The organism is Noviherbaspirillum album, from assembly GCF_035916955.1.
GTDB classification, from domain to species: Bacteria; Pseudomonadota; Gammaproteobacteria; order Burkholderiales; family Burkholderiaceae_D; genus Noviherbaspirillum; species Noviherbaspirillum album.
In genome coordinates this window covers 140,704-162,626 of sequence record NZ_JAWIIV010000014.1, presented here as the reverse complement: position 1 = coordinate 162,626, position 21,923 = coordinate 140,704, and the positions used below count along the sequence as shown (strand labels likewise).

General features: G+C 61.1%; 16 protein-coding genes and 1 pseudogene. 3 read left to right on the top strand and 14 right to left on the bottom strand.

Features of this window, described 5'->3' with window-relative positions; all coding sequences use genetic code 11:
* The 4 genes and pseudogenes from RY831_RS17545 to RY831_RS17530 all read right to left on the bottom strand — a co-directional run.
* A pseudogene (locus RY831_RS17545) lies at positions 1 to 152 on the bottom strand (branched-chain amino acid ABC transporter permease); the annotation flags it as partial.
* Positions 153 to 244: 92 nt separating this feature from the next.
* Entirely contained in the window at positions 245 to 1,489 is a 1,245-nt protein-coding gene (locus RY831_RS17540; RefSeq protein WP_326507673.1) for a branched-chain amino acid ABC transporter substrate-binding protein, read from the bottom strand.
* 43 nt (positions 1,490 to 1,532) lie between these two features.
* On the bottom strand, positions 1,533 to 3,200 hold the full coding sequence (locus RY831_RS17535; RefSeq protein WP_326507672.1) for a 3-(methylthio)propionyl-CoA ligase: 1,668 nt from the start codon (positions 3,198 to 3,200) through the stop codon (positions 1,533 to 1,535).
* A 297-nt stretch (positions 3,201 to 3,497) separates the two neighbouring features.
* A complete protein-coding gene (locus tag RY831_RS17530; protein WP_326507671.1) occupies positions 3,498 to 4,388 on the bottom strand; it encodes an SDR family NAD(P)-dependent oxidoreductase in 891 nt (296 codons plus the stop codon).
* A 314-nt stretch (positions 4,389 to 4,702) separates the two neighbouring features.
* On the opposite strand from RY831_RS17530, the gene RY831_RS17525 reads away from it, so the two are divergent.
* A complete protein-coding gene (locus RY831_RS17525) occupies positions 4,703 to 6,703 on the top strand; it encodes a helix-turn-helix domain-containing protein (RefSeq protein WP_326507670.1) in 2,001 nt (666 codons plus the stop codon).
* Positions 6,704 to 6,712: 9 nt separating this feature from the next.
* Here the strand turns inward: RY831_RS17525 and RY831_RS17520 are convergent, their stop codons facing one another.
* From RY831_RS17520 to RY831_RS17495, 6 genes are all read right to left on the bottom strand, one after another.
* Complete coding sequence (locus tag RY831_RS17520) at positions 6,713 to 7,903, bottom strand: acetyl-CoA C-acyltransferase family protein (RefSeq protein WP_326507669.1); 1,191 nt, start codon at positions 7,901 to 7,903, stop codon at positions 6,713 to 6,715.
* A 94-nt stretch (positions 7,904 to 7,997) separates the two neighbouring features.
* The gene (locus RY831_RS17515) at positions 7,998 to 9,725 is read right to left on the bottom strand and encodes a tannase/feruloyl esterase family alpha/beta hydrolase (RefSeq protein WP_326507668.1); all 1,728 of its coding nucleotides are present in this window, start codon (positions 9,723 to 9,725) and stop codon (positions 7,998 to 8,000) included.
* Between the two features lie 222 nt (positions 9,726 to 9,947).
* The gene (locus RY831_RS17510; protein ID WP_326507667.1) at positions 9,948 to 10,169 is read right to left on the bottom strand and encodes a hypothetical protein; all 222 of its coding nucleotides are present in this window, start codon (positions 10,167 to 10,169) and stop codon (positions 9,948 to 9,950) included.
* A 677-nt stretch (positions 10,170 to 10,846) separates the two neighbouring features.
* On the bottom strand, positions 10,847 to 12,022 hold the full coding sequence (locus RY831_RS17505; protein WP_326507666.1) for an acyl-CoA dehydrogenase family protein: 1,176 nt from the start codon (positions 12,020 to 12,022) through the stop codon (positions 10,847 to 10,849).
* A 58-nt stretch (positions 12,023 to 12,080) separates the two neighbouring features.
* Positions 12,081 to 13,049 (bottom strand): Bug family tripartite tricarboxylate transporter substrate binding protein, encoded by a 969-nt coding sequence (locus RY831_RS17500; protein ID WP_326507665.1) that lies wholly within the window; start codon positions 13,047 to 13,049, stop codon positions 12,081 to 12,083.
* A 70-nt stretch (positions 13,050 to 13,119) separates the two neighbouring features.
* Positions 13,120 to 14,286, bottom strand: coding sequence for an acyl-CoA dehydrogenase family protein (locus RY831_RS17495; protein ID WP_326507664.1), 1,167 nt, complete (start codon positions 14,284 to 14,286; stop codon positions 13,120 to 13,122).
* A gap of 226 nt (positions 14,287 to 14,512) precedes the next feature.
* On the opposite strand from RY831_RS17495, the gene RY831_RS17490 reads away from it, so the two are divergent.
* On the top strand, positions 14,513 to 15,301 hold the full coding sequence (locus tag RY831_RS17490) for an IclR family transcriptional regulator (protein WP_326507663.1): 789 nt from the start codon (positions 14,513 to 14,515) through the stop codon (positions 15,299 to 15,301).
* Positions 15,302 to 15,359: 58 nt separating this feature from the next.
* Here RY831_RS17490 and RY831_RS17485 read toward each other — a convergent pair whose 3' ends face one another.
* The 3 genes from RY831_RS17485 to RY831_RS17475 all read right to left on the bottom strand — a co-directional run bounded on the left by RY831_RS17485 (position 15,360) and on the right by RY831_RS17475 (position 19,894).
* Complete coding sequence (locus RY831_RS17485) at positions 15,360 to 16,148, bottom strand: IclR family transcriptional regulator (RefSeq protein ID WP_326507662.1); 789 nt, start codon at positions 16,146 to 16,148, stop codon at positions 15,360 to 15,362.
* A gap of 81 nt (positions 16,149 to 16,229) precedes the next feature.
* Entirely contained in the window at positions 16,230 to 17,441 is a 1,212-nt protein-coding gene (locus tag RY831_RS17480) for a CaiB/BaiF CoA transferase family protein (protein ID WP_326507661.1), read from the bottom strand.
* 338 nt (positions 17,442 to 17,779) lie between these two features.
* A complete protein-coding gene (locus RY831_RS17475; RefSeq protein ID WP_326507660.1) occupies positions 17,780 to 19,894 on the bottom strand; it encodes an ATP-binding protein in 2,115 nt (704 codons plus the stop codon).
* A 434-nt stretch (positions 19,895 to 20,328) separates the two neighbouring features.
* Between RY831_RS17475 and RY831_RS17470 the strand changes: the two genes are divergently transcribed.
* Complete coding sequence (locus tag RY831_RS17470) at positions 20,329 to 20,814, top strand: FKBP-type peptidyl-prolyl cis-trans isomerase (RefSeq protein WP_326507659.1); 486 nt, start codon at positions 20,329 to 20,331, stop codon at positions 20,812 to 20,814.
* A gap of 284 nt (positions 20,815 to 21,098) precedes the next feature.
* Here the strand turns inward: RY831_RS17470 and RY831_RS17465 are convergent, their stop codons facing one another.
* Positions 21,099 to 21,818, bottom strand: a complete 720-nt coding sequence (locus RY831_RS17465) for a glutathione S-transferase family protein (protein WP_326507658.1) — start codon at positions 21,816 to 21,818, stop codon at positions 21,099 to 21,101.
* Positions 21,819 to 21,923 lie beyond the last annotated feature (105 nt).

The following is a 21,923-nucleotide window of genomic DNA, read 5'->3' as shown; positions in this document are numbered from 1 at the left end:
TAGAAGCTGGCATGCGCGAAGTTGAGCACGCCCATCATGCTGAAGATCAGCGTCAGGCCGGAAGACAGCATGAACAGCAGGAGCCCGTAGCTCAAGCCGTTAAGTAATGTAATAGCGACAAACTCCACACTTAACCCCTGGAATGGATACAGTAATCTTTACGCGGCGGCACGCCATGGCAGGCCGGAGGCTGTAGACCGAGGCCGGAGTGCGGCAGGAAGACGCACTCCGGTGCGGATCTGACTTAGTCGGGGCGCTTCATCTGGCAGGACGAGGGCTGCGAAGCCACGTAGGTATCCACCTTCCTGTCGGTCTTCCAGCCATAGCCGGTGTTTTCCTGGTCGTACTTGACGTCCTTGGCATTCACCTTGGTCCATGTGGTGATGTAGAGCGGCTGCTGCAGCTGGTGATCGGCCTTGCGCATTTCCACATCGCCGTTAAGGCTGGTCAGCTTCATGCCTTCCATGGCCCGCGCTACCTTCAGCGGCTCGGTCGAACCGCTGTCCTTGAATGCCTTCGCGAGCAGGCTGATGCCGGTGTAAGTCGCCATGACGGTGTAATCGTCGTTGAATTTCTTCTTGAATCCTTCGACGATGTTCTGGCCGGTCGACCCGGGACCGTTGGGGTTCCAGTAGCTTACGGTTTTCACGCGGCCCTCGCCCGCTGCGCCCATCGCGGTGGGCACGCCGGTGGTGCCCGCATAATAGGTGTAGAAGTTTGCGGTCAACCCCGCCTCCTTGGCCGCCTTGATCAGCAGCGCGAGGTCGGCGCCCCAGTTGCCCGTGATGACGGTGTCCGCTCCCGATGCCTTGATCTTGGCGACGTATGGCGAAAAATCCTTTACCTGGCCGATCGGGTGCAGATCGTCGCCGACGATCTGCACATCGGGGCGCTTGCGCTTCAGATATTCCTTCGCGGCTTTCGTCACCTGGTGGCCGAACGCATAGTTCTGGCCGATGATGTAGACCTTCTTGACATCCTTTTCCTTTTCCATCAGGGACGTCATGGCTTCCATCTTCATGTCGGAATTGGCGTCGAGCCGGAAATGCCAGAAACTGCACTTGCTGTTGGTCAGGTCGGGATCGACGGCGGCATAGTTCAGGTAAACAATTTCCTTGCCGGGATTGCGCTCATTATGCTTGTTGACCGCGTCCACCAGCGCCAGCGCAACGCCCGAACCGTTTCCCTGGATGATGTAGCGGTAGCCCTGGTCTGCGACGGTTTTCAGGACGGTCAGCGATTCCTGCGGGCTGCCCTTGTTGTCGAAACCGACCACTTCGATGGTATGGTTGCCTGCCCATTTTTCCTTGTTGGCCATGTCGGCGACATACTGCCAGCTTTTCAGGATATTCTGGCCAACCGGCGCGAAGGGGCCGGACAGCGGATCGATGAAGGCGATCTTCACGTTGTCGGCATGCGCGGCCAGCGGGGCGGCAAACGCCGCGGCGATTGCGGCAGCCATCATCATGGGGCGAAGTTGGAATGTCATTTGAGGTCTCCTTGTTGAAGTAGTTGTGCAGTGCTCGGGTTTTCTATACGGACGGCAGCTTGTGGTGCCTGAGTTGCTTGCGGATTTCGTTCTTCAGAATTTTTCCCGTCGCCCCCACCGGCAGCGCGTCCACGAACACGACGTCATCCGGCGTCCACCATTTGGCGACTTTTCCTGTGTAGGACTGGATCAATTCATCCCTGGTGACCCTTGCGTCAGCCTTCCTGACGACAACCAGCAATGGACGTTCATCCCATTTCGGATGAAACACGCCGATACAGGCTGCCTGGTGGACCGCCGGATGGGCCATCGCGACATTCTCGATCTCGATGGATCCGATCCATTCGCCGCCGGACTTGATCACGTCCTTGCTGCGGTCGGTAATCTGCATGTAGCCCTCGGGGTCGATGGTGGCGACATCCCCGGTGGGGAACCAGCCGTCCTGCAACGCGGCGCCGGCCTCGCCCTTGAAATAGCTTGCGACGACCCACGGCCCGCGCACGAGCAGGTGGCCGCAGGCAACGCCGTCCCATGCTAGCTCCGTGCCCTCGTCGTCCACGATCTTCATATCCACGCCATAGATCGCATGACCCTGCTTTTCCAATATCGCGTCCTGTTCGGATTGCGGCAGCAATGCGTGATGGCTCTGAAGCGTGCAGACGGTGCCTAGCGGCGACATTTCGGTCATACCCCAGGTATGGAGCAGCTGGACTTCGTATTTTTCCCGGAAGGATTTCATCATCGCCGGCGGGCATGCGGAACCGCCGATCACGATCCGCCGAAAGCTTGTGAATCCCAGCGAGTTCCTTTCCACATGGTTGAGCAGTCCGAGCCATACCGTCGGCACGCCGGCGGAGGCAGTTACGTTTTCCTGCTCGATCAACTCATATAGCGAATGGCCATCCAGCATCGATCCCGGCAGAACGAGTTTCGCACCCGACAGCGGGGCCGAGTACGGGAAGCCCCAGGCGTTGACATGAAACATCGGCACCACCGGCATGAGCACTTCCCTTCCCGATACATTGAGCGCGTCGGGGAGGGAAGACGCGTAGGCATGCAGGACCGTCGACCGATGCGAGTAGAGCACGCCCTTCGGATGGCCAGTGGTTCCCGATGTATAGCAAAGCGTCGACGCGGAGTTTTCATCGAATACAGGCCATGCGTACCGGTCGGAGTTGCTTTCGATCAGGTCCTCGTAGCACATCAGGTTGGGAATCGACGTTTCCGCCGGCATCCTGGCGCGGTCGGTCATGGCGATATAGCCCTTCACCGACGTGCAATGCCCGGCAAGCGTTTCCACGAGATTCAGGAAGGTCAGGTCGAAAAAGACGTAGGTATCCTCCGCATGGTCGGCAATATAGGCAATCTGCTCCGCGTGCAGGCGCGGGTTGATCGTATGGAGTACCGCGCCGCTTCCTGAAATGGCGTAGTAGAGCTCCAGGTGCCGGTAGCCGTTCCAGGCCAGCGTGGCGACCCGGTCTCCCATTGCCACGCCGAGCTTGCCGAGCGCATTGGCCATCTGGCGCGCACGCTTGTGGCAATCGCGATAGGTATAGCGATGAATGTCGCCTTCCACGCGCCGGGATACGATTTCCCTGTTGCCGAAATGGCGGTCGGCATGTTCGATGATGCTGGAAATCAGCATGGGCTGGTTCATCATCTGCCCCATGGTCGGGCTTTTGGGCAAGTCGTGAAAATTGTCCGATGTCATTTGCAGGGAACCAGAAATTCGGCCCTCGGGCCGTTATGATTAAAGTCTTAAACCAGATAAGCGAGCCGGGCCGCAGCGCTGCGGCAGCACAACGATCCGGACTACTGCGGTACAAGGATCAAGCCGGGGCCGGTGAAAACAGTGTCATTCATGCGAGTGCGGAATGCTATGTGCAGAGACACACGAAATCGCCTGCCTGATGTCTTCAAAACACTGCGCCGCTCAACCTTCTTCCGCTGGCTGCTGCTGCGCTGCTGTCGCGCTGATCCCTGTGCGGCACGCAACGTACTCAGGTCGCTACGACGGCATTCCCGCCTTCGACAGCTCCAGCCGGTACTGATCCCAGCCCGCATCCGGGACCACTTCATCCCGCCGGTCCCTGATTTCTCCAAGCCGCTGGAGAATCTGGGTGACGGCATCGCCGGAGTTCCCGATATGGATTCCGCGGGTCATGGTGATGTTGGCGGCCTCGAAGCTGCCCGCTCCCGCCAGCAGGATCATTCTCGAGGGAGCATGCTCCGATACGAGCGCAACCACGCCCGGGCTGACAGCCTCGGGGCTTAGTCCTTCGAGGTCTTCGGGCGAGAGCACGCCCTCGGTCATGGCCGTCGCCGCGCTGGGGGCCAGGCAATTGACGCGGATGTTGTATTTCTCGCCTTCGAGGGCCAGGGTTTGCATGAGCCCCACCACGGCCATTTTCGCTGCGCCGTAGTTCGACTGGCCGAAATTTCCATAGAGTCCGGACGATGATGAGGTCATGACGATGCGCCCGTAACCCTGGGTACGCATATGCTCCCAGACTGCCTTGGTGCAATTGACGGAGCCCATCAGGTGAACGTCGATGACGAGGCGGAAATCGTCGAGGGACATTTTTGAAAAACTCTTGTCGCGCAATATGCCTGCGTTGTTCACAAGGATGTCGACGCGGCCCCACTCCCCGATGGCGCGCGATACCATGGCTTCCATCTGTTCCAACTCCCTGACATCGCCCGCGTCCGCGATCGCCGACCCGCCTTCGCGGACGATCTGGTCGGCAACTTCGCGCCCGGGCGAACCCTGGTGACGCCCGTTGATGTCATTGACGACGACCATCGCGCCCTGCCTTGCCAGGGCGAATGCGTGCGCGCGGCCCAGGCCGCTGCCCGCACCGGTGACAATGGCGACTCGTCCCTCCAGATACTTTCTCATTGCACAACCTCCTCGATTTATCGTTGCTCGCATCGTTTTGCACGACGCTGTGTCCGCTTGCCCGGCGGGCAAAGCCTGCAATTGCCACGGCAACTGCTTTGGCAACTGCTTCGGCCAACGGCGTTCAGTCTCTCAAACCGCACCCTGGGAATCTATGTAATATTGGACATCTTTACGGGGCGCCCGATGTGCACTTGCCACATCGTGACCATGGACGCAAACGCGTAAAGTCTGAGTCGGTGGATCGGCCTGCCGCTAATGCCAAAAGGTCGCGCCGATCCGGTGCATATCGAACATTGACCAGGGAGATGATCATGGATGCAAACCATGTAGCGGGAAGAATCGCCCTCGAGCTTATTGGCCTGCTTTATCGGGACGCATCGATAGACGATTTCAATGCCCGCCTTGCGTCCGCGGAAAAGCTTCCGAACGAGGATGCCGGAAAACCGGACGCCCTTGAAACCATAAGAATGGCAATGGCGATAAAGCATCAGCTGGAGCAGCACCAGTCCAGCGAGCAAGGCTTGCTTGCCATGATCGATTCCGCGAAAGACCTCTCCAGCCGCCTGGATCTGACAAGCCTGCTCAATGCGATCGTGACCCGCGCGAGGACGCTTCTCGGATCCCACCTGGCTTGGCTCACGGTCTATGATGCGGAGGCGGAGGAATTCCGGGTGCTGGCCACCGACGGAGCGATTTCCATCGACACGACGAAAATGACCGCCAACAGGAGGCACGGCATTGCCGGCATGGTGATGTCGACACGCCTGCCGTTCTATACCACCAACTATCTGCTCGATAACCGCTTTCCGCACGACCCGGTGCTGGACAATACCTTCCGCAATGAAGGCGTGGCGGCAATGGCCGGCGTGCCCCTGCTGTCCGATGACAATGTCATCGGCCTGCTGTTCGTCGCCGACCGCTACCAGCGCTCGCACACCGCGCTCAGTATCGCCATTCTCGGCACCCTGGCGACGCACGCCGCGGTGGCAATCAATAACGCCAAGGCCTTCGAACAGGCCAAGATCGCACTGGAGAAGGCGGATCATGCCCGCGCCGAACTCGAACGGCATGCACGCGATGTGCAGAAGGCGGCGGAGGCGCATGAACAGCTGACTTCGCTCCTCGCCAGGGGCGCATCGCTGGGTACGCTTACCCAGACTGTCGCGCAGCTGCTGGGCGGCAGCGTCCTGGTCCTGGACGAAGCGTTCCAGGTGATCAGTCGCGCGACCTCGCCCGAATACACCGGGACTTCTAGCGATGCCTACCAGCCGCACAGCCCGCCCAGCACTGCCGTCACGCAAGCCATTCGCGAAAGCAGGCAGGGAGGACGTTCGGTTATCGCATATGAAGAGAACGGCGAAATATGCCGGGTAGCCGCCGTGATAGGAGGCAGCGACCTGCTCGGCGCGGTGCTGCTGTATCGGCACGCCGGCCTGGATGAAATTTCGGTTCGCACCTTCGAGAGAAGTGCAAGCGTCATGGCGATCGTGCTGCTGTCGCAGGAACGCATGGAAGCAAGCAAGAGCCGGGATGTCTCCAGGCTGCTGCGTTCGCTGGTCGAGACCGAGGCGGAGGACCGGGCGTCGCTGCTGGAGCGGTCCAGGCGCCTGGGCCTGGACCTGTCGCAGCCGTTCTCGCTGATCCTTGTCGACACCGAACAGCCGAAGCCGGAAACCGTGGCCCGCCGCCTGCGCGCCGAAGGCCTGTTTTCCAACCTCGTTTTCGATGAAATCGATGGGGCGCTGGCCATCGTCTGCCCTACGACCGGAGCCCAGGACACCGTCAGGGAATTCTGCGCCATCGCCAGGCGCGAGTTCGGCGGAGGCTTTCGCGGAATCCTGTCGAAACCCATCTATATGACCGAGGCGGTCAAGACAATCTACGGGGCGCTGCGCCGCGGCTTATCGATTCTTCACCGCATCGGCATCGGCGGGCAGGTCATCGACCAGAACCAGATGGCACTGTACTCCGTGCTGTTCGAGTCCCATGATCGGGACAGCCTGAAGGCATTCATCAACGCTTGCATCGGTCCCGTCATAGCGCATGACCTGAGGCGCGGCACGCAGATCGCAGATACGCTGCTGAAATACCTGGACAATAATCAGAACGCGAAGTCCACGGCCTCAAGCCTGAAAATTCATGTCAATACGGTGCGCCAGCGCCTGGCAAACGTCGATGAACTGCTGGGCCACTGGAGCAGTCCCAACCGTGCGCTCGAGATTCATGTGGCGCTTCGCCTCTGGAGTCTGTCGAGCTTGCCGAGCCTGCCGTACCTTCCGGGCAAAGATGCGAACGGCAGCTCGACGCAATGACATGACGGCCTACAGGCGCTCGAAGACAGCCGCGATGCCCTGCCCGCCGCCAATACACATGGTCACCAAGCCGTAACGCGTGCGCGTGCGGATCAGTTCATGCAGGCACTTGACGGTAATGACCGTGCCGCTGGCTCCCAGGGGATGGCCCAGTGCGATTGCGCCGCCGTTCGGATTGGTCCTGTGCGGGTCGAGATCCAGCCCGCGGCATACCCCCAGCGCCTGTGCGGCGAAGGCCTCGTTTGATTCGATGACGTCCATGTCCTGCAGCGATAGCCCGGCGCGCCCGAGGGCGAGCTGGACGGCGGGGATCGGTCCCAGGCCCATCATGGAGGGTTCGACGCCGGCAACCGCATAGGAAACCAGGCGCGCCAGCGGTGTCGCATTGGTGCGCGAGGCGGTTTCAGCACTCATCAGGATGCAAGCGGCGGCGCCGTCGTTCAGCCCGGAAGCATTGCCTGCCGTGACGCTGCCGTTTTCCTTTCTGAATGCCGGCTTCAGCTGGGCCAGGGCGGCGGCCGTCGTGCCGTGCTTCGGATGCTCGTCCGTGTCGAAGCAGACGGTTCCATTGCGGCTCCTGACTTCCACCGGCACGATCTGCGACTTGAAGCGGCCGGCTTCGATAGCGGCCGTCGCCTTGCGCTGGCTTTCCGCGGCGAATGCATCCTGGTCTTCGCGCGATATCTGGTAGTGATCCGCAATGTTTTCGGCAGTGACACCCATGTGCCCGGCGCCGAACGGATCATTCAATGCTCCAAGCAACATGTCCAGCAGCCTGGCATCGCCCATCCGGTTTCCCCAGCGTGCGGTCTGCATGACGTGGGGCGCACGGCTCATGGTTTCTACGCCGCCGCCGACAGCGACATCGGCATCGCCAAGCTGAATGGCATTTGCCGCGGTAACAATGGCCTGCAGGCCGGAGCCGCACAACCGGTTCAGCGTCAGCGCGGCGGACTGTTTCGCCATCCCCGCATTCAGGCCGGCCACGCGTGACACATACATGTCTTGGGGGGCGCACTGTATGACGTTGCCGATGACGATGTGCTGGGCCGATGCCGGGTCGACCCCGGCCCGCTCGAATGCTTCCCTGACGACGATCGTCGCAAGATCCGGACTGGAGAAGTCCTTGAGCGAGCCGCCGAAGCTGCCGATGGCCGTTCGCACGGCGCTGACTATCACGATATCTTTCTTTTTATCCATTCAAAATCTCTTTGCGGTAGGTCGTTGCAAGGCTTATACGTGGGATGGAATCCGGCACGGGAAATTCCGCACCGGATTCCATCATGTTGCAGGATTAATTCGAGCAGGTGTACGAGGATGCGCTGTTCACGTCGCCTGTACCGTTGTACCTCGGCCACTTCGGATAGTCACACAGCGGCCGGGTACGGCCTGGAACCCCGGCGGTATCCGCGACAACTTCGTTGGCGGGGCTCGTACCGTTTTCAGCCCATTTCTCAAGCGAGGTGAGCGAGTCCCAGGCGGCGTTGAAACTCGTGCTGAGCGCATGTCCGTATCCAGGCACTTCGTAGTAGCGCGCGAACTTGCTCACTTCCGATGGGCCCATCTGGCTTTGCAGCCGCTGGTAATACTCTTCGGTGGCGCGACTGCTGACCAGAACGTCCGACAAGCCGTGCGCCAGCAGCAGCTTTCCTCCCTTGGCTGCGAACGCATTCAGGTCCACCTTCGTATCGAGCAGAGTGCTGAGTTCGCTGATCCGCCCTGCCCAGGGTCCGGGGTTTTCGGGATCGAGCGTCAATGAATTGAAGTTGGGGTCCCGTGTCACGGAATACTTGATCCACTGGTCCGTCAGCACGCTGATGTACGGCGCCGTCCTCGGCATGGGCATTGCCGGCTGCGATGTTCCCAGCGCGAGGAAAGTGACGGTCGGCTGCAGCGGCGAGGGGTTGGTGGTGATGCCGAGATCCGCACCCCATACGTTGTAACCCGAGTAGTGAGTTTCTCCGCTTGCGAGAGAGAAGTTGAAGCGGGTATCCGTGTTGATCGTTTTCAGCGCGCCGATCTGTGCGTCGGACAGGCAGGTATCTCCGGTATCCGCGCCGGCTTCGCAGCGCACCGGCCTGCCGTTGAAGACCGCGGTCGACGGATCGAAAGTTGCATTGCATCGCTGCTGGTTGCTGATGAGGCCGTCCGCCACGCCATCCAGGCCATCGCATGCCGCGATGGCCGCCTTGTAGATCAGGTCGCGCTTGGCCGTATTCGGATAGGCGCCGGGCTGTGCCAGCGCCCGGCTCATCCTGTGGCCTCCAAGCAGCGCGGCCGCGTCATTCCAGGCCGGGTACCAGGCGATGGCGCCATCCCAGTCGGCGGGCCAGCGGGTGATGGCGGCCAGCGCCTCCCGTCCTCCGGTCGAGCCGCCGGCAAAATAGGCCTTCTGCACTTTCTCCACCGCATATCTTGCCTTGATCAGGTGAATGGCGGCATCGCGGGTTTTCTTGAGGGCATCGCCGCCAAAGTTGCGGGCCGCTTCCTCGTTCAGGGCGAATGATCCGTCCTGCGAGCCGAATGCATTCGACTGGTGTCCCGAGTCGCTCGCGAAGGTCGCATAGCCGCGGCCGAGCGGTGTTTGCTTGTCGGTGGGACCGGCCGGCACGTTTGCGGCGACATTGGGTATGCTGCCGTCGAACCCGCCGCCGCCGAACATGACCACCTTCGAATTCCATGCCGACGGCAGCGCGACCCGGAACAGGATATTGGGTGCGCTCTTGTCAACCGGCGCAATGCTGCCCGTAACCAGACAGTGTTCCGGGACGGCGGCGGCTCCGGTTCCGCTTGCCGGCACGACCGAAGCGGCCGTGACGACGCCACCCGAGGTTGGCAGGCCGATAGCGGACGCTGGAATGACGGTGTTGGGGAGTTGCGAGCACACCAGCGGAAGCGCGGTGGACGTATTCGTCGAACCGGTTTGCGCGGAATCCCCGCCGCTTCCACCGCCGCATGCCGCCAGCGCCACTACCGCGAAGGCCGAGTACGGCAGCCGAAACGTAGATCCTTGCTCTTTCATGTTGTCTCCATTAGATTTTTTGGGTGCCCATGAGCACCGTTCGCGTCCGGAGCCAAACCTTTCCCGCAATGCCATGCTTGAAAAGGCAATGCTCCGGGTTGACTCGACGTCATCTAATTTTAGGGGGGCATGAAGTTGGCGCAATGTCTACAGTACACATAGACAGGCAGGATGTATGTGGGCAGCCTCCATGGCGGCCGTTTCAGCGTAAACGAAGAGGATTTACTTGCTGGAGAAAAACGACCATCTGTCCCGCGCGCGTAACGCCGACTGCGCGGCGCAACTGGAATTGCCGCCATGCTGCTCGCCAAGCGCAGCCTCCAGTACTGCGCGAATGAGGGCGCGATTGAATGCCTTTTCCGAATCCGTCGCATCCCGGGCCAGCAGCCCGGCTTCAGTGGCTTTCCGAATTCCCGCATCAAGCATCACTTCCGAAATGTTCATGGGCGCTCCTGGAACCGATAACAGGTTTCAACATCAATGCTCATGACGGGGGCGCCGAAGGACGACCGCTGCGCCATAAGGCTCCCGCCGGTGACGCCGCTTGAGGATGATTCCGGTCCGCGAACGCATCTCCGGCAAGAGACCGCATTGTTATACCTTTAAATTCGGCGGATGAAATATAGAAAACTTAGATCGGTCTATGGACAGTGCCGCCATGGCCGCACCAACTCCGACTCGTTCATGAGATGACGAAGCGTGCGCCTCTCTTCAGCGCTTGTCGAAGCTGCCTGATTCAAGCTTGTTGCATATCAAACTCGGGTTTCCATGCGACATTACATTGGCTATAACCGGAAGAGGGAGATTGCTGTGAAACGAATCGGTGACGCTGTGGAATACGTGTTTGATGCCATCTTCGGAACCCTATGCCTCCTGCTTCTGTACGCGGTTGCAATGCTCCTTGGCTGCTTCGGGATCACGTTGGAAGCGTCGGGCGGGAACGGGCGCCGCACGTCATCCGAATTCCCGGAGCGTACCGATAATGCGGATGCCGGCAACCCTGTTGCCGGCCACGGCAATGCATAAAGCCGCGACGTGCCCCGCACCTGCTCTTGTGCTGGTTGAGTCCGACTGGCGCCAGGTTGGCGTCAGGTTTCCATCAGCTTCACATCCGCTTTACATCAGGGCCGCAGCCCTTCCCGGAACACGCGGCGGGCGATGGTTGCGCGGTGCAATTCGCTTGCGCCGTCATAGATCCGGAACGGCCGAAGTTCGCGCAGTATCATCGACACCGGCGTGTCATCCGAGATTCCCAGCGCTCCCATGATCTGCACGGCCCGGTCGGCGACGCGATACACGGCTTCCGACACGAATATCTTGGTCATCGCCGATTCATGCTTTACCGATTCTCCGGCATCCATCCGGCCTGCGCAGTGCAGGCTCATCAGCCGGCTTGCATGCAGGTCGATATGGGAATCGGCAACCATTGCCTGCACCTGCTGCAGTTCCGACAGCGGCTTGCCGAACGACGTGCGGCCCGCCGCGTAATCCTGGGCGATTTCCATTGCGCGGGAGGCGCGTCCGATGAAACGCATGCAATGCGACAGGCGCGCGGGCTCGAGACGTTCCTGCGCGTATTCGAACCCCTTCCCCACCTCGCCCAGCACGGCCTCCTCTCCCACCTCGCAATCGATGAAACGGAGTTCGCCGTGTCCGCCGATCTGGTAGCCATCCATGCTGCCGATATTGCGCACCACTTCATAGCCGGGCTGGCCTGCGTCGACGATGAACAGCGTGGCGCCTTCCTCCGTCTGCGCCAGGACGATGGCGAATGCCGCGCCGACCGCGCCGCTGATGAACCATTTGTGCCCATTGATGCGCCAGCGCTTGCCGATCCTGACAGCGCACGTCTTCAGCATGCCGGGATCGGAACCGGCGCCAGGCGCGGGCTCGGTCATAGCAAAGCACGAGCGCAATCTGCCCTCGATCAGGGGCTCCAGATAGCGCCGCCGCTGTTCCGGCGTGCCGTTGCGCACCAGATTGATCATGTTCGGCTGGTCGGGCGGCGCGCAGTTGAGCGCGCCCGGACCGAGAAAGCTGCGCCCAGCCTCTTCCAGAATGCCGGCCCGGTCCTGCCAGCCAAGGCCAAGTCCGCCCAACTCGATCGGCAGCTGCGGCGCATATAAGCCGGCCGCACGCGCCTTTTGCCGCAGTTCTCGAATCACGGCGTCGAGCCCCTCGACGTCGTGCGCCAGCGCGGGATGCTCGCGGGGAATCGCTTCGGTGTCGATGAAATGCTTCAGGCGCTCCCGAAGCGAGCCAATGTCGGCTTGGCGACTGTCAGGGCGAACGTTCATGGGCTCTCCACAAGGAGTTGACAGATTGGGGCGGTCGGACGGACAGCTGCATGCGGGCTCATTCGAGCTTGGTGCCGGTTGACTTCACCAGCGCTGCCCACCATTTGGACTCCTTTTTGATAATGTCGCCAAACTGTTCCGGCGTATTCGCCACGGGCTCGGCACCCATTTCGATCATCCGCTTCTTGATGTCCGGCTTTGCCATGATCTTGGCGATGCTCGCCTGCAGCTTGTTCACCACTGCGGGCGGCGTGCCGGCGGGCACCATGACGCCCTTCCATGCGGTGATCACGAAATCCTTCATGCCGGCTTCGGCAAAGGTCGGAACATCCGGCATGGCCGAGGCCCGGCTCTCGCTCGGTATGGCAAGCGCGCGAAGCTTGCCGCTTTGCACATGCGGCAGCAGCGCCGGCATGTTGTCGATCATCATGCTGATATGTCCGGCCACCAGGTCGACCACCGCGGGACCGCTTCCCTTATAGGCGACATGCACCATCTTCAGGCCGGCGGTCTGGTTCATCAGCTGGCCGGCAAGCTGGGCCGGGCTGCCGTTGCCGGGAGAGCCGAAATTGACTTCATTCGGCTTGGACTTGGCGTATGAGATGAATTCCTGCAGTGTCTTGGCCGGAATGGATGGATTGATTGCCATCAGGTTGTGTTCACGGACGAGCATGGTCACCGGCGCCAGGTCCTTGATCGGGTCATAGGGCATCTTGCTGTACAGGCTAGGGTTGATGACGGTCGGGCCTGCCGCGGCCATCAGAATGGTATAGCCGTCGGGCGTGGCCTTGGCTGCCGCGTCGCCGCCGATATTGCCGCCGGCGCCGGGCTTGTTCTCAACGATGACGGCTTGCCCGAGTTCGTTCTTGAGCTCGGCGCCGAGGATGCGCGCCACCACGTCGGTCGAGCCTCCAGGGGCAAAGGGTACGATCATCCGGATCGGCTTCGACGGATAGCCGGGTTCGGCCATGGCGGGCTGCAATGCTACGGCAGCCAATGCTGCGCTTGTTATCAGGGTCTTCAACATGCTGTCTCCTTGTCTTTCCTTGGTAGGCCTTCGGGTAATACTGGTAATCCTGGTAATTCCGGTACGACAGTTACTGGCCTTCCCGGTATCCATGCGCCGCCAGCGTACGCTTGGCGATGTTGAGCTGGTGGATCTGGCTGGTGCCTTCATAAAGGCGGAACAGGCGCACGTCGCGATAAAAGCGCTCGATGCCATGGTCGGCGATGTAGCCGTATCCGCCGAACATCTGCACGCAGCGGTCGGCGACGCGGCCGCACATTTCGGAAGCGAAGTACTTGCACATCGACGCCGCAAGCGCCACATCCTCGCCGCGGTCCCGCTGGCGCGCGGTTTCGAGTATGAGCGCGCGCGCGGCATGGATTTCGGTCTGGCAGTCCGCGATCATTGCCTGGATCAGCTGAAAGTCGGCGAGCGGCTGGCCGAATTGGCGACGCTCGGTGACGAAGCGGATCGCTTCGTCCAGCATCCTGATGGCGGGACCGGTGCACAGGGCCGCGAGATGAATGCGCTGCTTGTTCAAGACCTTCATCGCCGTGCGGAAGCCCATGCCTTCCTGGCCGCCGATCAGGTTCACGGCCGGCACCCGGCAATCCTGGAAATGCACTTCCGACACCGGCGAGCCTTCCTGGCCCATCTTGCGATACGGCTTGCCTGTCGACAGGCCAGGCGTATCTCTCTCGACGATGAAGGCGGAGATGCCCGCCGCGCCGGGAGCATCCGGATTGGTCCGCGCCATCACGGTGAACAGGCCGGCAATGGGCGCATTGGTGATGAAACACTTGGTGCCGTTGAGAATGTAGACATCGCCTTCGCGGCGCGCGGTCGACTTGAGCGCGGTCGCCTCCGATCCGGCCTCCGGCTCCGTCAACGCGAAAGACCCGGTAAGCGCGCCGCTGGCAAGCAAGGGCAGATATTTCTTCTTCTGCTCCGGCGTGCCGTCGGCGACCAGGGCTTCGGAACCGATGCCGGTATTGGTGCCGACCCGGGCGCGGAACGCCACCGAGCATTGCGACAACTCCAGCGCAGCGAGCACGAGTTCTTCGGTGGTCATGCCCGCGCCGCCGTACTCTTCCGGTATCGAATAGCCGAACATACCCTGCTCCGCCATTTCGCGCACAATGCCCTCCGGCACTTCATCGTTTTCCATCACCGACTTCTCGTGCGGGACCAGCCTCTCCCTGACGAAACGGCGCAAGTTGCCGAGAAATATGTCGAAGCCTTCCGGGTCCCTGATCATGTATGTCGCTCCATTGGTCTGCGTGGCACTACCGCGCGTCGGCGCGTCGACGCGTCCGCGGAATATCCGCACCGCTTGCCGATCAATTGTGATGTGTCAGGTCCCAGACTAGCCAGAACCCCGGCAATGTGAAACCATTGTTTCGATATCTTGAACGCCAATCCGAATCCGATCCGCTCAGGAGAGGTAAGATTGCCGGCATGTTCCGTCGACGCCCCGGTCCCTCATGCGCAGCCCTGCCCACCATCCCGATCCCAATTTCGCGACCACTCTCGCCCATGGCCTGAGCCTGCTGCAATGCTTCGGCGTAGGATCGCCCAGGCTCAGCAACAAGGAGCTGGCCGAACGGAGCGGCCTGTCGAAGGCGACCGTCTCGCGCCTGACCTACACGCTGATGGCGCGCGGCCTCCTTACCTACGATGGACATCTGCGCCGCTACCAGCTCGGGCCCACCGCCCTGTCGCTGGGCTATCCGCTGCTGGCCAGCCTGCGGGTGAGGCAGATCGCGCGGCCGCTGATGAAGGCGCTGGCTGACCATGCCGGCGGCTCGGTATCGCTCGGCATACGCGACAGGACCAACATGGTGTATGTCGAGACCAGCCGGGGACACGATGCGCTGGCCTTTCGTCCCGATATCGGTGCATCGCTGCCGGTCATGAGCAGCGCGATGGGCCGCGCATGGCTGGCCCAGGCACCTTTGGATGAATGCGCGCGGCTGCTCGATGAGATCAGCCGGACCCATCCCGAGCGGCACGCTGCGAATGCCAAGATCGCCGCGGACGCCAGAGCCGACCTGGCCGGGAAGGGATACTGCATATCACGCGGCGAATGGCAGCAGGACGTGCATGCGATCGCGGTGCCGATGCGAACTCCGGTCGACGGCGAAATTTTGGTCTTCAATTGCGGCGTGCTGACCGGCCGCCTCAAGGGCGACACCATCGAAGGCAAGCTGGCGCCGGGCCTGATCGACATGGTGCGGCAGGTCGAGACGGCCCTGTTTCCGCCGCACCTTTGAGACCGCACCTTTGAGACCGCACCTGTGAAGCCGCGAATCCCGTGGATTGCATGAGCATTCAGGTAAAGCCGAGCATCACCTCGACGCTGCGTACCAGCGATACCAGCTTGGGCGCCACCTCGCGCTCGACGGCCGCATAGGAGCCGGTGGCGGAAGGGATGCCGCAGTTGAACACGAACAGATTCGACTCGACCGGCCGCGACAGCGGAACCGCAAACCCGTAGACGTCGCTGCGCCATTCACCGCGGTTGCCGCAGTAACGGCGCTGCTCATAGCTTTTCATCGCCTGCATGGCGGCCTGGTGGAAGCGGCGGTAGTGTTCCGGATCCTTCACCCGGATCTGGTTGAGCACCGCCTTGCGTTCGTCGGCTGGCGCCTGCGACAGCCATGCCCGTCCGATTGCCGTGGTCAGGATGGGCAGCGGCGCTCCGATGTCCGGCGTCATCACCAGCTTGTCGGTAGAGCGGGACGTTTCCACGTAGATCATGTTGATGCGGTCGCGGATGCCAAGCGACACCGCGCCCCCGGTCTGTTCGGAGAGTTCGCGCATCAGGGGCCGCGCAATCTGCCGGATCTGCATGTTCGCCAGCAAGGGATAACCCATGGAAAGCACGGCGGGTCCCAGCCGGTACTTTTCCAGGCCGGCGTCGTGACGCAGGTATCCCAGGTTCGTCAGCGTATGCGTGAGGCGGGCCACCGTGGTTTTCGACAGCCCGGTACGCTGCACGAATTCCCGGTTGCCGAGCACCGATTCGCCCACGCGATAGCTGAGCAGGATATCGATGCCGCGCGCAAGCGTGGTGGCGAATTGCGGATCCTTTTCCATGGCCGGCTCGTCAGCCTTCATTGGTACGGCTCCTGCGATGTTGGTGCTGCATGAACACAGTATAGCCGGCCGCCCACGAGCGGATCAGATAGGCTAGATGGGTCAGATGATGCCCGCGGTCCGCAAGCCTTCGATCTGGGAATCGGTCAGGCCCAGAGCCGCCAGGACCTCGGCGTTGTGCTCGCCGACGGCCGGACCGGTGCGCGGCGGTTCGGGCTCGAAGCCCTTCATGCGCGGCACGATGCACGGCGCGGGCAGCGAACCGTGCTCGCCGTCGGGCAGCCTGATCAATGCCTGCCGCTCCCGATAATGCGGATCGGCCGCGACGTCGGCAATCGAATAAATCTTGCTGTAGGGGACGCCGTGTTCGTCGAGCGCCGCCGCCACGTCCGCAAAATCCTGCGACAGGCACCAGGCCGCGATCATGCCGTCGAGTTCATCGACATGCTTCATGCGGGCCGGATTGGAACAAAACCGTTCATCGTCGGCGAGTTCGGGCTGCTTCATCGCATCGCACAGCCGCCGGAATATGACGGCGGAGGATCCCACCACCGTGACGTAGGCGCCGTCGCCGGTGCGGTACATGTTCGACGGCGCGGTATAGGTGGCGCGGTTGCCCGCCCGCTGCCGCACGACGCCTTCCTTTTCGTACTCGGCCGCGAGCGGGTCCAGCAGGCGCATCATCGCCTCGGTCGCCGACAGATCGATCTCGATGCCCTTCTGGTGCGGATCCCTTGCGCGCTGCGCGATCGCGGTGGCGATGGAAAAGGCGCCGAACAGGCCGGAGACGACATCGCCGAGTGGATAATTCATGTGCTGCGGGCCGCTCTGAGCGTCTCCGGTCAGGTTGGCGAAACCGCTCATCGCCTCGAAAATTCTTGCGAAGCCCGGACGGGATGCATATGGTCCCGTCTGGCCAAAACCCGTCAGGCGCAGGACGATCAGCTTCGGGTTGGCTCGATGCAGCGTGGCAATATCAAGTCCCCACTTGTCCAGCGTCCCGGTGCGAAAATTTTCGACCAGCACGTCGACGGTTGCGATCAGCCTCAGGAACACGGCCTTGCCTTCCGGCTTGCGCACGTCGAGAGTGATGCCTTTCTTGCCGCGATTGGTCACCTTCCAGAAAAGGTCGACGGGGGCAAGCGTGCGCAGCGAGTCGCTGCCATCCGGAAGCTCGAGCTTGATGACCTCGGCTCCCATGTCGCCACAGAGCGTTGCGCTGAAAGGCGCCGCGAGGACCGTCGCCATGTCGAGGATGCGTATGCCGGAAAGAGGCCCGGAGGCCGCCGATGTGCCCGAGCGAGTCGCTGTCATGTCTGTTCCTTGTATGTAGATGCGGAAAGTGTCTTTTAGCGACGGCGAAGGTACAAGGAGTGTTTCGATATCTTGAACGGTCTTCAAAGAACCTGCTGCGTCCGGCACGGGCAGCCGTCGTTATCCTGCCGCAATATTTCGCGGCCGGCATGGGTGCATCACTCGCAATCATCGGGAATGGACCCCAAGGATTGACGAGGCCTTCCGGAATGGACCAGACCAGCTCCAACTGAGCCGAGGCCACATGAACAAGCCGGCCAAACCGGGTGCCGGCGCTATCCGTTCGGTACTGACGACAGCCATGCGACGCGCCTAAGCCGGCTCGATCCGCAATTCGCCTATACCCTCAACAGCGTGGAGATGACCCGGTCCAGCTCGTCAAGGCGGACAGGCTTGGTGAAATGATGGTCGAACCCCGCGGCTCGGGCTCGCTCCTTGTCCTGAGCTTGCCCGTAACCGCTCAACGCGATCAGATGGCCGTTCCAGGCAATGTCATCGCTGCGCATCATGCGAGCCAGCTGGTAGCCATCGAGTTCCGGCATGCCGATGTCCAGGATCGCGACCTCAAGCTGGAAGGTACTGATCAGTGCGAGCGCATCCCGACCCGAATGCGTCATACGTACTTCATGGCCTGCCGCGATGAGCCCGGCCGCAATCAACTCGGCGGCATCTATGTTATCGTCGACGACGAGCACCCTGCGGCCCACTTTCATGCAGGCCTCCGCCAGGTCGCACGCCGGCCCCTGTTCCAGCGATGCGACTGGCAGGCGTATCTCGAAACGGCTCCCCAAACCAATTCCACGGCTGCTTGCCTCGATCCGGCCGTTATGCAGTTCAACGATGGTGCTGACAATCGTCAGCCCGAGGCCGAGGCCGCCTCGTGAGCGAGCCAGTGATTGCGGCGCCTGGAAAAAAGGCTGGAATATCTGCGCCAGCGTCGCCGCATCCATTCCTGCTCCGCTATCCTCGACTACCAGGATGGCGTCCATGCCCTCGCGCGTAACCCTCAGCCTTACCGTTTCGCCCGCGGCAAAGCCTATTGCATTGGACAATAGATTGGTGACAGCCTGCTCCAGTCTTCCCGGATCCCCCTCGACCGTCAGCGGCAGGTCTGCAAGATCGAGCTCGAGACGCGTACCTGCCGCCTCCGCCGCATGACGAACGGATTCCTGCGCGCTCACTGCGATCTGCCTGAGGTCCACTTTTTCCTTGCGGATCTGCAACTTGCCCTGGACGATGCGCGACACATCCAAAAGGTCGTCAACCAGACGATGCAGACGGTCGACCTGCCGGCGCATGATCGCCCTCTCCTTGGCGCTTCTTTCATCGCCGCGAAGATCCAGCAGCTCAAGCGCGGAAACAATCGGAGCAAGCGGATTGCGCATTTCATGGCCAAGCATGGCGAGGAAGTTATCCTTGGCCCGTCCGGCTTCCTCGGCTTGCGACAATGCCAGCCGCGAGGCTTCGAGCGCCGAATTCAGCGATGCAAGCAGTCGTTCCCGCTCCAGCTCGACTTGCGCCCGTTCCCGGGACAGCGCAATCAGTGCCGCGTCAGCTTTATCTATCTCATGGATCTGGCTGTTTGCCGGCGACAGAACTTCTCCCTCACGGCCCAGTTTTGTCGCGCGCTTCTGTAACTGGTCCACGGCGCCGGCAATCCGGCTGGAAAGCCAGGACGCGGCGACCACCCAGGCGGCCAGCGAAGCAAGGACACCGGCTAGATACAGGTAGGCGCCGCGGAAGAATTGTTCACCAAAACCCGATGCAGGAATGCCGACCGCAACAGACCAGCTGTGTCCATGAACGCGAGTGAAGGCTGTGACCGACTCCTTGCCTTCCAGGGTTGTCGTGATTCCGACTCCTTCGGTTTTCGCACTGGCCAGGAGTTTCGAGAGTGAAGGCGATGGAGCATTGCTATTGTGTTCCTTTGTTCGCGCCACACGCTGCCCCGAAGCGTCGAACACCGCAATCACCCAATCGTCGGGCACCTTCTGCTGACGCAGGATCTCGAGAATACGCTCCGGAACGACGGCGGCGCTGAGCACGTAGCTAACCTCCGAGTCGCGATGAACGGGTACGCGCACGGGAAACGCCAGAATTCCAAGCGGGCCGACGAGGGCACTCCCTACCGCCGGTTGGCCAGTCTCCAGGGCTTTGCGAAGGCTTTCGGAGTCGACGATGCGAGCGGACCTGTCGCCGTAGGGCCGGGCCGTGTTGAACAACAGCCGTCCCTGTGCATCGGCAAGGATCACCGATTGCCATGACGGGTGAGACCGCCGAGCCGTCAGCGCGGTCTGATAGAACGCAGGCAGATTGTCATCAACGAGTGCCGGCGATTGCGAAAGAGTCCGCAAGGAAGCAATTGTCGCTTCGAGTTCGGTGCCGACCGACGTTGCGAGAGCGCGGGAAAGATCGAGCGCTGAACGCTCGACTTCCGCGCGGTGCTGCTCCATTGTGATCCGGACCGCCCAACCGCTCGCCAGTAGGACGGGCAGCAATGCGATGGCCGCGAGAAGAATCAATAGTTGTCGGAGATGCCAAGTTCTAGCAGTGCGCATGGGAGCTCTAAAAATGGGCTGGCGTTGTAGAACCCGACTAGCCGGATTTCTTATTTTAGCCTAACGGCTTGCTTAAAATTGAAGTGCCGATATCGAATTATGTACGCAAGAAGACGGTCTTTAACTTACTGGGCATGCGATCAATGCTCAAGATACTATGTCATGTAGCTTGCATATCACTCCGCTTTAACATGTTCGGATGTGGTCATCTTTGCACTATTCCCGCCATTCAAGCCATTTCCAGACGTGCGCTTGCTTACGTTGCGTCAACATCAGGCGCCGCCACGGCCGGCGTTACAATAGATGCCTCACAACGAAAGGGCTTCAATATGAAGATAGCGAAAGATACCGTGGTCTCGCTCCACTACACCTTATCCGATGCAGACGGCAACCAGATTGACAAGAGCAAGCAGCCCATGGTGTACCTTCATGGCGGATACGGCAATACTCTGCCAAAGATCGAAGCTGCGCTGGAAGGCCAGGAGACAGGCTATACGGCGACGGTTGCAGTAGAGCCCTCCGATGCGTTCGGACACTACGATGAAGAGCTGGTAAAGGTCGAGCCTCGTAATCGTCTGCCGGAGCAGCTTGAGGTCGGCATGCAGTTCGAAGGGATGGTAGAGGCCGGGGACGATGCTCAACGTGTTGTGTTCACCCTGACCGAATTCGACGACGAGCAAGTGACCCTGGATGGAAACCATCCGCTCGCGGGTCTTTCGCTGCGCTTCGACCTCAACGTCACGGATGTGCGTGCAGCCACCACGGAAGAAATCTCGCACGGGCACGTGCATGGCCCCCACGGCCATCACCATTGATCTGTCGTTGCGGGAAACGCGATCGCGCATATCGTCTTTGCCCCGGCCTGGCATGCCTGCCCTTGCATCCGATGCAGGCAATCATGCCGGGCATCCGTCCTGACATTGTGCTGCGCTGTCAGGCCGATAGTCGGGTCCACGGCCTGACCGGCTGACCGGCTGATTGGGTGCGCGAAGCGAGCGGCAATTTCATCGCGCATTGACATCGGGGCATTGGGGCATCATGCCGGCAGCCGCGGCCATCTGGCTGATGCCTGCTCTCATTTCATCTCATTCATCTCATTTCATTTCAGTGCATCCTGCAGCGTCACATGCCCCAGGAACGCGCCGTTGCCGCGCACGTCTTCGCCGTTTTCAATCGCAACCGCAAATTGCACCGCAGGCTCTTGCCGCAGTTTCGAGAGCAATCTGAAAACTTCCGGATACTCCCGTTCCAAGTTGAAGATGTCGTGATAATCCGCCCATCGGGCAACCGCATACAGATAGGCGTCGGCGACCGTCGGGACTTCACCGCCGAGCAGCCAGTCCTTCTTCGCCAAATGCCGGTTCAGGTATGCGAACTCGCGCCTGACGTCCGTTTCGCCAAGCTTGCGCAGCATGGCCTTGCTGCCGGCGTCAAGCTCGCCGGATTCATAGGCCAGCCACAGCGGCCCGAAGGCATTGAAGAAATCCGTGGTCAGGTATGCCAGCATTTCGGCAAGCCCATCGTCCGGACTTTTCGCGCCGGCGGCACGCGACGGTATCCTTTCAGTGGTTCCGCTGCCTTCTTGCCCTCGGCGGGCGATATGCATCAGTATCGCCAGGCTTTCGGTCAGCGTATCGCCGTCCCCGAGCACGAGCGCGGGCGTCTTCATTTTCGGATTGATGCGCGCGAAAGCAGATGGCCAGGGCTGCTCCATCATTTCCACGCGGCTTAATCGATACGGCCGCCCCAGCCATTCCAGAGCGATGATGCTCGCCAACGAGCATCCGCTGGGTACGCCATAAAACAAAACGGGTTCCATTGCTGATTCCTTTCAAGATGGGTTGAGTGTGCAAGTAAAGTCATCCATGGGTTGTCATCGTAGCTGCATGGACGTTGAAGCGAAATATGGGTAAATGTAGAATCA

Bases quoted from the DNA above. Each gene is read 5' to 3' on its own strand.
- RY831_RS17485 (WP_326507662.1), bottom strand. From the start codon at position 16,148: ATGAAGGCTGACGAGCCGGCCATGGAAAAGGATCCGCAATTCGCCACC.
- RY831_RS17490 (WP_326507663.1), top strand. From the start codon at position 14,513: ATGCGCAGCCCTGCCCACCATCCCGATCCCAATTTCGCGACCACTCTC.
- RY831_RS17510 (WP_326507667.1), bottom strand. From the start codon at position 10,169: ATGAACATTTCGGAAGTGATGCTTGATGCGGGAATTCGGAAAGCCACT.
- RY831_RS17500 (WP_326507665.1), bottom strand. From the start codon at position 13,049: ATGTTGAAGACCCTGATAACAAGCGCAGCATTGGCTGCCGTAGCATTG.
- RY831_RS17520 (WP_326507669.1), bottom strand. From the start codon at position 7,903: ATGGATAAAAAGAAAGATATCGTGATAGTCAGCGCCGTGCGAACGGCC.
- RY831_RS17470 (WP_326507659.1), top strand. From the start codon at position 20,329: ATGAAGATAGCGAAAGATACCGTGGTCTCGCTCCACTACACCTTATCC.
- RY831_RS17475 (WP_326507660.1), bottom strand. From the start codon at position 19,894: ATGGAGCAGCACCGCGCGGAAGTCGAGCGTTCAGCGCTCGATCTTTCC.
- RY831_RS17495 (WP_326507664.1), bottom strand. From the start codon at position 14,286: ATGATCAGGGACCCGGAAGGCTTCGACATATTTCTCGGCAACTTGCGC.
- RY831_RS17515 (WP_326507668.1), bottom strand. From the start codon at position 9,725: ATGAAAGAGCAAGGATCTACGTTTCGGCTGCCGTACTCGGCCTTCGCG.
- RY831_RS17535 (WP_326507672.1), bottom strand. From the start codon at position 3,200: ATGACATCGGACAATTTTCACGACTTGCCCAAAAGCCCGACCATGGGG.
- RY831_RS17480 (WP_326507661.1), bottom strand. From the start codon at position 17,441: ATGACAGCGACTCGCTCGGGCACATCGGCGGCCTCCGGGCCTCTTTCC.
- RY831_RS17525 (WP_326507670.1), top strand. From the start codon at position 4,703: ATGGATGCAAACCATGTAGCGGGAAGAATCGCCCTCGAGCTTATTGGC.
- RY831_RS17505 (WP_326507666.1), bottom strand. From the start codon at position 12,022: ATGAACGTTCGCCCTGACAGTCGCCAAGCCGACATTGGCTCGCTTCGG.
- RY831_RS17530 (WP_326507671.1), bottom strand. From the start codon at position 4,388: ATGAGAAAGTATCTGGAGGGACGAGTCGCCATTGTCACCGGTGCGGGC.
- RY831_RS17540 (WP_326507673.1), bottom strand. From the start codon at position 1,489: ATGACATTCCAACTTCGCCCCATGATGATGGCTGCCGCAATCGCCGCG.
- RY831_RS17465 (WP_326507658.1), bottom strand. From the start codon at position 21,818: ATGGAACCCGTTTTGTTTTATGGCGTACCCAGCGGATGCTCGTTGGCG.